This is a genomic window from Pseudarthrobacter naphthalenicus, assembly GCF_029076445.1.
Classification (GTDB): domain Bacteria; phylum Actinomycetota; class Actinomycetes; order Actinomycetales; family Micrococcaceae; genus Arthrobacter; species Arthrobacter naphthalenicus.
Genome location: NZ_JARESG010000001.1, coordinates 441,805 through 452,083 on the forward strand (window position 1 = coordinate 441,805; position 10,279 = coordinate 452,083).

The window sequence follows — 10,279 nt, forward strand, 5'->3', positions numbered from 1 at the left end:
ATCTAGTTACCGAATGTGTGGCCAAGGAGGACCTTCGCGGCCGGGAAGTTCCTCCTGCCCACGGCCTTCGGCAAGAGGGCGAGTGCGTGGGCGCGGGACGTTAGGCGCAAATTTGCCGCGCGGGAGGCCTTGGTCCAGCCGTTGAGCCTGGCCTGTTCTGCCGATACCGCGAAGTACTCGCGTTCGCCGGCAAAGCGGGAGCCGTCAACCAACTTGGTGGATGAGGCACTTTCCGAGTGCCGGCGGTATGAAAAACACACTGTGGGCTCGAGGAGAAGCTGGTCTCCCCGGTAGACCATGTCCATCACCAGGGCGAGGTCTTGAATGATGGGGAAGCCGGAGCGGAATTCGACGGCACGAATCTTGTCAGTGCGGAAGGCGAGTGAAGGCCAGTAGAGCCAGTCGCCGTGCATCAGGTTGACCGCAAGAGACTCGCCGGACAGGAGACGCGGCCCTTGGGTCCGGGGCCGGACAAGGTGCTGCTTGGTTATGTCCACCAGTGTTCGCACTACGCTGCCGTCCCCGTCGATGACACGTACGCCAGGTTGGATGATGGCGGCCTCGGGGAACCTCTGATGGGCGGCGTTGATTACCCTCACGTAGTTGGGCAACAGGACATCGTCACAGCCCAGGATGACCATGACCTCCTCGGTAGCGAGGGCGACGCAGCTCTTGTAGTTCTCAGTAATTCCGGCGTTGTGCTCCTTGCGGATGTATTTAACGCGGGGGTCGTCGATCCCGGCCATGTACCGCTGGATCTCGAGGTCAGGGTAAGCGTCGTCAACGACGGTTAGGAGCCAGTCGTCAGAGTCCTGTTCGAGGACGCTGCGGACCGTCTGCTTCATGTAGTCCGGGTCGCCCCAGTAGGGAATGAAAATATCAAGTGCCATAAGGGATCCAATGCGTTTTGGGCAGTGCGGCTTTAGCCGCGGTCAAGGGGAGCGGGCTCGTTTGCTGATGAGGGCCGGGAAGACCCAGCCAATTCGGCGTCCATCCTGGCTTCCAGCCGTTCAATGTGGGTTCGCAGGATTGCTGCTTCCTCGGCCAGGGTGCGGGTCTCATCCTCAACCACAGAGATTTCCCACGAAAGGTGCAGGCAGACGCCCAGCGCCAACAGTATGGTCAAAGAGAACAGGAGGTTGGAAGGGACCTGCACGCCGAGGAGCTGGGCCGTATGAGCCAAAAGCTGCGGGAATGCCGCAAGGATCAGTGTGGCCAGACCGACCACCAGCCAGAGCGCCGCATACTTCTCGCGGAGCTTCTTCCGGCGGAGCATCTCGAAAACGAGGACGACGATGACGAGGGCAAGTATGAAAGCAGCCAGAACGGGCAAGATCATGCACTTTCGAGTTGTGGGGAAGGTGTTTGGATCTGCGAGCGTCGCCGTGTCAGGGCGAAGAGCAGGGCAAACACCGACCGGCCTAGGTAGATGGCAGATTTCAGCGGGTTGTGGCTGGGCGTTCCGCCTTGGCGCGCCCGCATCTCCACGGGAACCTGGGTGATCACGCAGCCGGACCTGATGGCCACAACCAGCGAATCGATGGTGTCGCCCAGATACTCAGCCGGGTAGTGGTCGATAAACTGATCGATGCCACGACGATTGGCAGCCTTGAATCCAGAAGTGACGTCCGTCAGGCGGGTATGGGCCAGGCCGGAGATGACCTTGGCGAGCAGGACCATGGCCCAGCGCCGTGGTCCCGTGACCTTGTAGGTGCCGCGCTCTGCGAAGCGGGCGCCGATGGCAATGTCTGCATCCGCCAAGGCAGCCAGCACCCGGGAAATTTCCTTGGGATCATGCTGGCCGTCCGCGTCCACCTGAATGACGGCGTCGTATCCGTTACGCTTTGCGTACTTGAAGCCGGCACGCATGGCCCCGCCTACGCCAAGGTTGAAGGGGAGGTCCAGAACTACGGCTCCTGCCTCTCGGGCTACCGCAGCCGTGTTGTCCTGGGAACCGTCATTCACAACCAGAACGTCATATGTCTCACTCAGCGCCAGCACTTCGCGGACGGTATTGCCAACGGACTCCGCTTCGTTCCACGCCGGCATGATTACGAGGGCGCGGGTGTAGGGGGGGATTGACATAGGTACTAATCTATACCAGAACCGCTGGCGGGGGTGGCGGGCGGCCCGGCTGCAGGCATTTCTGACGAGGCCGTTTGGGGCTTTCCCATGCCATATGCAGCGCGGATGTGGCGGAGGTAGAGATAGGCGTACAGGGAAGGCGTCAGCTTGAGTAACACGGCGCCGGCGCCGATGATTATGTGCACAGCGAGGGTCCGGTAAAGCATCCGCCAGCTAAGGTCTTTCCGGCACTCGGCCACTGTGGCGGCAGCGGCGGGTGAGCCGGTGCCGCGGGCGATCGCGCTTTGTGCCACCAGCAGGATTACCAGAGAGCGCATGCAGTCATAGGCGGCACCGTACTTACCCTCCTTGAACCGCTGGTCCAGGTGTTCGTTCAGGTGGTTCATGGCCACCGTGGTGTCCGCCACCGTGGGAACCCTGCCCCAGGTAAGGGAAGCATCCATGATGTAGTACCGATAAACCGGCGTATCGATGGATCGAACCCGGCGGGATAGTGAGTGCAAAATGACGTTGACAGCCATGTCCTCGAACCGTGCGGCACCTTCGGCGAACCGGACCTTGCTGAACAGTTCCCGCCGATACAGCTTGTCCCATGGGAACGGAGTGAGCTGGTCGCACATGGCCAACCGGCAGGCTTCTGCGCCGTCGAATTCGCCGAGCGCGCGCGAACCATTGCGCGTTTCCGTGCCGTCCGGCTGCACCACGATCCGGCCGCCGACCACAAGGTCCACATCTGGTGCGGTGGCTGCGTGCATGGTTTCGAGGAATGCGGGCAGGTACTGGTCATCGCTGTCAATGAAGCTGATCCAGGATCCCCGGGCCGCATCCAGGCCGGCGTTCCGCGCGGCCGACACTCCCGCATTGGAGGGCAAAGCGATAACTGTCAGATTTTCGAACTCCTCCTCGAGCCTCCTGGCCAAATCCAGCGTTCCGTCGGTGGAGTGGTCGTCCACTATGACCAGTTCGAAGTCTGGGTCCGTCTGGGCCATGACACTGCGCACCGCCCGTTCCAGGAAGCCAGCGGCGTTGTATGCGGGCAGAATCACCGTGGTCCGCGGACTGTCGGAATTGTTCGTCACAGGTCTTCCTTCGTTGGGGTGGTCGGCGGGGGAGAGTGGTGTCAGATCAGGTGGTCGCAGCAGCGGCTGATCTCCCGAGACGCAGGATCGAAGCCACGTGGATAGCCGCGCCTACGACGGGTCCTGCCGCAAGGGCCACAGCCGTCCGGATGGGCAGCGGCAGCGGCAACAGGAGGCAGAGCACGCTGACCACCGTGCCACTGACCCAGCCTGCGGAATAGCCGCGGTGCATGCCCACCGCTAGGGCTGCTGTCCCGGTAAGCGTCAGGACAGCCATGAGCGCGGCGTCGAATGTCAGCGCGGCCAAGAGCCAGGCAGGTACATCGTATTTGCCGGGGAACAGCAGTTCCATGAGCCAGGGACCCAGCAGAGCAGCTGCGATCCCGCCTGCCACACCCACCGCGAGGAAGAGGGCCGCGGGTGTGATCAGCGCGTGGACGCCCCGATCGCGCTGGTTCACGAACGCGGCGATGGCCACACCCTGAAACGCCTGGAGCGGAACCATGATGGGCGCCCTCGTGAGTTGGATGGCGAGGAGGAGCCCGCCGGCCGCGGCCAGTTCCTGCGCGCTGCTGGTGAAGCTCAGGATCACAGGGAAGCCTACGATGAGGGCAGCCGTGGCGCTTGAGGAGAGCATGGCGTGGCCGGTCTGCTTCATGTACGCCGTGCGGGGCACATCGGCGCGGGCAACTGCGGCGCGGCGTGCAGAGGGTGCGACCAGTAGGAAAACCAGCCAAAGGATCGCAGCCAGTGCGCAGGCGAGTTCGAGACCCAGGAGTCCGACGCCGAGCAGCGCCACGGTGCCTACGGTCGCCAGGCGGAACACTGCCTCAGCGCTCATTAGTTTGGAGTACAAATTCCAATCCTGGGTTCCTGCTGAGGCGCCTGCCAGGGCGGAATGGCCAGAATAGGCGATTGCGGCGGTAACCAGGGTGGGCAAAAGCCAGGGGGTGTTAATGCCGAGGACGGACGGCGCCCACAGCCAGGAGGATGCCAGGACAAGGACGGCCAGGATTGCCCCCACCAGAACGCCGTTTGCCAATACCGAGGGGTGCCGTTGTGCACCGCCGGGGGCTCCGCCCAGGGTTTCCGCCGATCGAACCGCTCGGGTGGTCTCGCTTTGGATGCCGGACAGCACACCGAAGATGCCAAACAATGCGCCCCAAAACACGCTGAACTGTGCATATTCCTCGGGGCGGAGGTGGTTTCCGGCAATCACCAGGATGGTGAACCCAGCAGCCGCGGAGACGATGGAGGCAGCGCCCACGCCCGACGCACTTCTGGAGCTGATGGTTCGGTCACTGGCAGCGTCAGGCTCCTCCTCTGGTTGCGCAGAGGCGGACTTTTTCCAAGGCAAATTCATTGAGGGCTTTCCGTGGCGACGCGATACCTGGCTTTCCCAGGCGCCTTTCGATCTTACGATAAGGCTCTTGCTTCGGCCTTAGCCCGTTCTCGAGACAAGGTGCAAAAGCCCATGGTTCCGTACTGCTTCGGGGCCTATTGAATCACCTGCACGAGCCAGTGATACACCTGCCCGGCGAGGGTCCATCTGGAAATTTCTACTTTCCACCAAGTAGTCAGGTGAACATGAAGTACATTCGGGTTCCCGCTGTATCAACGGTCCTAACCGTCCTGTGCCTACTGGCCGGACTCCTGGTCGTCACCCCCCGGTTGGGCAGCGTCCCCGATCCAGGACGAATATCAGGCGCTCGGGGGACCGGCTGGCAATCCTGGTGCCGCCATCGGCGGAGAAAGATGTGGGCTCGCCGGCGGAGGCTGCTACCAGGACTGCCAACGCGGCCAAATCCACTGGACGCCCGCCACTGGAGCCCGTGCCACCTGGGGTGCGGCGGGCGCCCTCTGGCAGCAGCAGGGGTGGGAACAAGGCCGGCTCGGTTATGCGGTTACGGATGAATTCTGCGGGCTTGTCACGTCGGGCTGTTATCAGAGCTTTCAGGGCGGGCAAATCCATTGGTCGACTGCCAGTGGTGCACAGCAGACGCACTGGGGGGCCATCAGAAACAGATGGGCGGGCGGAGGCTTCGAATCCGGTCCGTTGGGCTATCCGGTGGCCGCGAAACGATGCGGTCTTAGTGGGCAGGTGGCTGCTATCAGTCCTTCCAGGGAGGTCAGGTCCATTGGGCGGCGGGCATCGGCGCCTATGCCACGGGAGGTTCCATTGATTACGTCTTGGGAACCCTCGGATGGGAGAACTGGCGTTTGGGCTACCCCTTGACCGAGGAGGTCTGCGTCGGTGATGCCGGCTGCACCCAGAATTTCCAGGGCGGCACCCTGGCCTGGCACCCATCCATAGGCGTTACCGTCACGTACTACCTGCCGGGGGAGTACCAGCGGGTCATCAATAAGCGCTGTCCACTCTCGCCCATTGACTATGTGCCTTCCGACATGGTGAATGTCGGCGGGCACCCCTTGCGTTATCAGGCAGCTCTGGGCTTCTGGCAGCTTGCCGATGCCGCAACTACCACAGGCGTGCCGGTGACGGTGATCAGCGGCTTCCGGAGCTACGCAACCCAGGCGACGCTCTACAACAGCTATGTGGCTATGTATGGGCAGGAACGCGCTGACACGATCTCTGCTCGCGCCGGATTTTCCGAGCACCAAAGCGGGCTGGCCGTCGATATCGGGAACCCTGGTGGAGCCTGCGGGCTCCAGGACTGTTTTGCCCAAACGGCCGCCGGGCAATTCGCGGCAAATCGTGCCCATGAGTTCGGCTTTATCGTCCGGTACCCCGCAGGAATGAGCTACTGGACAGGGTATGCCTAAGAACCATGGCACCTAAGGTACGTCGGCAAGGACATAGCTATGGACATGCACCGCCGTGGCATTGCCACCCTTGAGCAGTACTACGGATATCCGCCGGCGCCCAGTTATTGAGCCGAGGCCGATAGGGCCTGGACACCCTGATGGATGACAAGGAACCAACAGCCAGCCGGTAACCTATGAATATGTCGCGACTCCTCGTAACCGGCGGTGCCGGGTTCATAGGCTCAAATTTTGTCCATTACGTCCTGGAAAATACGGATGACCAGGTCACCGTGCTAGACAATCTGACATACGCAGGGAACCTGGAGTCTCTGCGGGGCCTGCCGGAAGACCGTTTTGAGTTCGTCCGCGGCGATATCGCTGATGCGGAGCTGGTGGACCGCCTGGTGGCGGAGACCGACGTTGTTGTCCATTACGCGGCGGAGTCACACAACGACAACTCGCTGCACGATCCCCGCCCCTTCCTGGACACGAACATCATCGGTTCTTATACGCTGATTGAGGCTGCGCGGAAGCACGACAAGCGTTTTCACCACATTTCCACCGACGAGGTCTACGGCGACCTCGAACTGGATGACCCGGAGCGGTTCACTGAGCAGACCCCGTATAACCCCTCAAGCCCGTATTCCTCTACGAAGGCCGGCTCTGACCTGCTGGTCCGCGCCTGGGTCCGTTCCTTTGGCCTGCAGGCGACTATCAGCAACTGCTCGAACAACTACGGGCCGTACCAGCACGTGGAGAAGTTCATCCCGCGCCAGATCACCAACGTGATCGACGGGATCCGGCCCAAGCTCTACGGCAAGGGCGAGAACGTCCGTGACTGGATCCACGCCAACGACCACTCCTCGGCGGTGCTGGCCATCATTGCCAAGGGCAGGATCGGTGAGACGTACCTGATCGGAGCCGACGGGGAGAAGAACAATAAGGATGTTGTTGAGCTGATTTTGAAGCATATGGGCCAGGCCCCGGATGCGTACGACCATGTGGTGGACCGCCCGGGCCATGACCTGCGCTACGCCATCGACTCCACCAAGCTCCGCAATGAGCTGGGCTGGGAGCCACAGTTCTCCAACTTTGACGCCGGTATCGTGGACACCATCGCCTGGTACCGGGACAACGAAGACTGGTGGCGGCCACAGAAGGCCCAGACCGAAGCCAAGTACAAGGAACAGGGCCAGTAGCCGATGTCGATCGAGTTTTCGAAAAAGCTGACCGCACACGAAACGCCGATTCCCGGCGTCGTCCTGTACGACTTGCCGGTCCACGGTGACAATCGTGGCTGGTTCAAGGAAAACTGGCAGCGGGAAAAAATGGTTGCCCTCGGGTTGCCGGACTTCCGTCCAGTCCAGAACAACATTTCTTTCAACCAGAAGGTCGGCACCACCCGCGGTATCCACGCCGAGCCGTGGGACAAGTTCATCTCGGTGGCCACAGGGCGCATTTTTGGGGCCTGGGTCGACCTGCGCGAAGGCCCGTCCTTTGGCGCAGTATTTACCACGGAGATGGACGCGAGCCAGGCAATCTTCATCCCGCGTGGCGTCGGCAACGCCTTTCAGACCCTGGAAGACAATACGGCCTACACCTACCTGGTCAACGACCACTGGTCGGCGGACGCACAGGGCCAGTACACGTTCCTGAATCTTGCGGATGAGACGGCGGCCATTCACTGGCCCATCGCCTTGGAGCGGGCCGAACTATCCGACAAGGACAAAGCGCATCCACGCCTGGCGGACGTGGTCCCCATGCCCGGGAAGAAGATCCTGGTGGTAGGCGCCGATGGACAGCTCGGCAAGGCATTGCGGGACCTTTACGACGGTGACGTATCCGTGGAGTTCGTTGGGCGTGCAGAATTTGACCTGGCCAACGAGTACGCTTACAAGTCCCGGAACTGGAAGAACTACTCCACGATCATCAATGCTGCCGCCTATACAGCAGTTGATGCCGCGGAAACCGTTGAAGGCCGCGCGGCCGCCTGGACCGTCAATGTTGCGGCGGTGTCGTACTTGGCGAAGACCGCCGTCGCCCATGACCTTGCTCTGGTTCACATTTCTTCCGACTATGTGTTCGACGGCGTCCGTGACGTACATGACGAGGCCGAGCAGTTCACGCCATTGGGTGTATATGGACAGACGAAGGCCGCTGGAGACGCTATTGTTACCGTGGTGCCGCGGCATTACATCGTGCGGACCAGTTGGGTAATTGGCGACGGTAACAACTTCGTACGGACCATGGCGAACCTGGCCTTGCGCGGCGTCAAACCGTCCGTTGTCAATGATCAGATCGGCCGATTGAGTTTCACTACAGACATAGCTTCGGGAATCAGGCACCTCCTTGAAACCGGTGCTACTTACGGAACCTACAACTTGACTAACGATGGCATACCACAGAGTTGGGCTGACATCGCTGCTGAAGTGTATGAGTTGGTCGGCGTGGACGGGCAAGCCGTAACGGGAGTCAGCACAGCCGAGTATTTCAAAGATAAGTGGGCTGCTCCGAGACCGCTTAACAGCACACTGGATCTCAGCAAACTGGCTTCTCAGGGCTTCTCACCGCGGGATTCGAAAGAGGCTTTGAAAGAGTATGTTCATGGGCTGGGACTTCCAAACGAACAATAGCTCGTCCAAGGACCAGCGGTTCCACGCTTATCACTGCCCGGTCGTACGCGTCACGTGCGCTCCGGAAAGCTGTTTTGGCTAGCGCTGTGCGAGGCCTGGAGCCTTACGGTGCAGGTGTTTATTCCTACACACGCTTCTAGGTGGCCTGCTGGACCTACAGGGATCCTGATCAGTGAGTCGGCGGCGGTAGGCGGCGCCCTCGGCTGCGACTGGGGACGAGTCCTTTCGGGGACTGACGCTCAGTCCCCGGTCGTCTCTTTCCATCGTCATTCGGAAGGGATTGAGAACGCAAGCGGCGGGCATCGGCAGGGCGCACATTCGGCCCTGATTGGGGTGTTCCTGGTCGAGGGGTGCCTGACTGAAGAAAGCCAGCCGGGGCTGTCCCGTTGAGCATTTTCTTCGCGTCCGCGCAGGCACGGCTATATCGACTAAGTCCCTGCGCTCGAAGCACAAACCTCCGGTCCTAACTACCAAAGGGTTTCCGCAAGCTCGTCCCCGGATACTTGGCGGCACGGGAAGCCGCGGGTGGAAACGCTCCCGATCAAGTATTAGGAGATGGTTTCAGATGTATCCGACCAAATTGAGCAGCGGGTCCCATCGCGGAGGTCATGGGCACTGGCTGCCTCGGCGATGGCTGGGCAAAACGACTGTCGGGATGGCGGCGAGAGCAATGCTGGTCGCCACCGTTGCAGTTCCCGCAGAAGCGGCACTGAGTGACACGGGGCCAATTGACCCGAGCCATGGCTTTCCGGCCTGGTATTCCGATGCAGGCAACGTTGCAGCGGGGCTGGGTCCGCTGCAACTCGAGCTGTGCCTGGACGGGCCGCTGTGCCTGGCGACCGACTTTCGCCCCGCCCCGACCAGCCGTTGTCCTACCCCGACAACTTCCCGGATGAGGCGTTCTGGTGGGCAGGAGAGGCGTCCATCGAGTCCGGGAACACAAGTGCCTTGCTGGTGATGGCGCAAGAAGCCGCTTTTGCAAACGAAGCAGTCAAGGCGGGTGACCAGGTGGCCTTTGGCCGAATCCGTATTCGCGTCGCCGGCGTGACTCCAAATACGAGTTATACAATCACGCACCCATATGGAACCGTTACCAAGGACGCGGACGCGACCGGCACCATCAACTACACCCTGGACGAAGGCTGCTTTGACGCCCCGTGTACTCAAGAACAATTTGGGCGGGCAGCAAACGGAACCGTCGGCCCGTTCCTGCGCTGGACCTCGGGAGCACCGGAGGGCTATGTTGGTGATCCCAATGTGGAGCATGCGGTGGTCGGAAGCCCGACGGGGAACAACTTCTTTCAGGTGGAAGGGCCCGGTATAGGCACCCTGCGGACAGACCGTTTCGCGATTCAGGGCAAAATCGACGCAGGCCAAGAGCCTCTTGCTGTCCAGGGTTCCATCGCGGCCAAACACGCCACGGTAGCCTCCCTGGTTGGCAATCCGATAACGGACGAAATCACAGCCCAACGGTTTGGTGGCGGTTACCAAAAGTTTGAACGTGGAAGCATCGCCTATTTCCCTGCTTCGGAAGCTTTTGCCGTCGCCGGTGGAATCAACACGGTCTGGAACAGCGTCGGTGCCCAGAATGGCAGATAGCTTGAGTTGGTACGCGTGTTCCGGGTTGTTGGTATTGCTGTTCCGGTGAGTTGGTGCTGTCGTGGCCGCTGGGTGCTGCGCTATGGGTGAGGCGGTGCACTGGGCGCCGCCTCTTCC

General features: G+C 61.2%; 9 protein-coding genes and 2 pseudogenes. 6 read left to right on the forward strand and 5 right to left on the reverse strand.

Annotated features, from left to right (window positions below; translation table 11 throughout):
* Positions 1 to 2 precede the first annotated feature (2 nt).
* The 5 genes from PY310_RS02045 to PY310_RS02065 are packed head-to-tail and all read right to left on the reverse strand — an operon-like array spanning position 3 to position 4,431.
* Entirely contained in the window at positions 3 to 890 is an 888-nt protein-coding gene (locus PY310_RS02045; RefSeq protein WP_275212468.1) for a glycosyltransferase family 2 protein, read from the reverse strand.
* 32 nt (positions 891 to 922) lie between these two features.
* The gene (locus PY310_RS02050; protein WP_275212469.1) at positions 923 to 1,339 is read right to left on the reverse strand and encodes a DUF2304 domain-containing protein; all 417 of its coding nucleotides are present in this window, start codon (positions 1,337 to 1,339) and stop codon (positions 923 to 925) included.
* Positions 1,336 to 2,085 carry a glycosyltransferase family 2 protein gene (locus PY310_RS02055; RefSeq protein WP_275212470.1) on the reverse strand — a complete coding sequence of 250 codons (750 nt, stop codon included), beginning with the start codon at positions 2,083 to 2,085 and terminating at the stop codon, positions 1,336 to 1,338. The genes PY310_RS02050 and PY310_RS02055 overlap by 4 nt, the downstream gene beginning before the upstream one ends.
* A gap of 5 nt (positions 2,086 to 2,090) precedes the next feature.
* Positions 2,091 to 3,164, reverse strand: coding sequence for a glycosyltransferase family 2 protein (locus PY310_RS02060; RefSeq protein WP_275212471.1), 1,074 nt, complete (start codon positions 3,162 to 3,164; stop codon positions 2,091 to 2,093).
* Positions 3,165 to 3,210: 46 nt separating this feature from the next.
* Positions 3,211 to 4,431 carry a polysaccharide biosynthesis protein gene (locus PY310_RS02065; RefSeq protein WP_275212472.1) on the reverse strand — a complete coding sequence of 407 codons (1,221 nt, stop codon included), beginning with the start codon at positions 4,429 to 4,431 and terminating at the stop codon, positions 3,211 to 3,213.
* A 474-nt stretch (positions 4,432 to 4,905) separates the two neighbouring features.
* On the opposite strand from PY310_RS02065, the pseudogene PY310_RS21605 reads away from it, so the two are divergent.
* The 6 genes and pseudogenes from PY310_RS21605 to PY310_RS02085 form a co-directional block, all read left to right on the forward strand.
* A pseudogene (locus PY310_RS21605) lies at positions 4,906 to 5,100 on the forward strand (LGFP repeat-containing protein); the annotation flags it as partial.
* Positions 5,101 to 5,276: 176 nt separating this feature from the next.
* Positions 5,277 to 5,366: pseudogene (locus PY310_RS21610) on the forward strand (hypothetical protein); the annotation flags it as partial.
* Positions 5,367 to 5,396: 30 nt separating this feature from the next.
* A complete protein-coding gene (locus PY310_RS02070) occupies positions 5,397 to 5,948 on the forward strand; it encodes a M15 family metallopeptidase (RefSeq protein WP_275212473.1) in 552 nt (183 codons plus the stop codon).
* A gap of 182 nt (positions 5,949 to 6,130) precedes the next feature.
* Positions 6,131 to 7,129: a dTDP-glucose 4,6-dehydratase gene (gene rfbB / locus PY310_RS02075; protein ID WP_275212474.1), complete on the forward strand. Its 999-nt coding sequence runs from the start codon at positions 6,131 to 6,133 to the stop codon at positions 7,127 to 7,129.
* 3 nt (positions 7,130 to 7,132) lie between these two features.
* Positions 7,133 to 8,563, forward strand: coding sequence for a bifunctional dTDP-4-dehydrorhamnose 3,5-epimerase family protein/NAD(P)-dependent oxidoreductase (locus tag PY310_RS02080; protein WP_275212475.1), 1,431 nt, complete (start codon positions 7,133 to 7,135; stop codon positions 8,561 to 8,563).
* A gap of 828 nt (positions 8,564 to 9,391) precedes the next feature.
* Positions 9,392 to 10,162, forward strand: a complete 771-nt coding sequence (locus PY310_RS02085; RefSeq protein ID WP_275212476.1) for an LGFP repeat-containing protein — start codon at positions 9,392 to 9,394, stop codon at positions 10,160 to 10,162.
* Positions 10,163 to 10,279: the final 117 nt, after the last annotated feature.

Bases quoted from the DNA above. Each gene is read 5' to 3' on its own strand.
- PY310_RS02055 (WP_275212470.1), bottom strand. From the start codon at position 2,085: ATGTCAATCCCCCCCTACACCCGCGCCCTCGTAATCATGCCGGCGTGG.
- PY310_RS02080 (WP_275212475.1), top strand. From the start codon at position 7,133: ATGTCGATCGAGTTTTCGAAAAAGCTGACCGCACACGAAACGCCGATT.
- PY310_RS02045 (WP_275212468.1), bottom strand. From the start codon at position 890: ATGGCACTTGATATTTTCATTCCCTACTGGGGCGACCCGGACTACATG.
- PY310_RS02050 (WP_275212469.1), bottom strand. From the start codon at position 1,339: ATGATCTTGCCCGTTCTGGCTGCTTTCATACTTGCCCTCGTCATCGTC.
- rfbB (WP_275212474.1), top strand. From the start codon at position 6,131: ATGTCGCGACTCCTCGTAACCGGCGGTGCCGGGTTCATAGGCTCAAAT.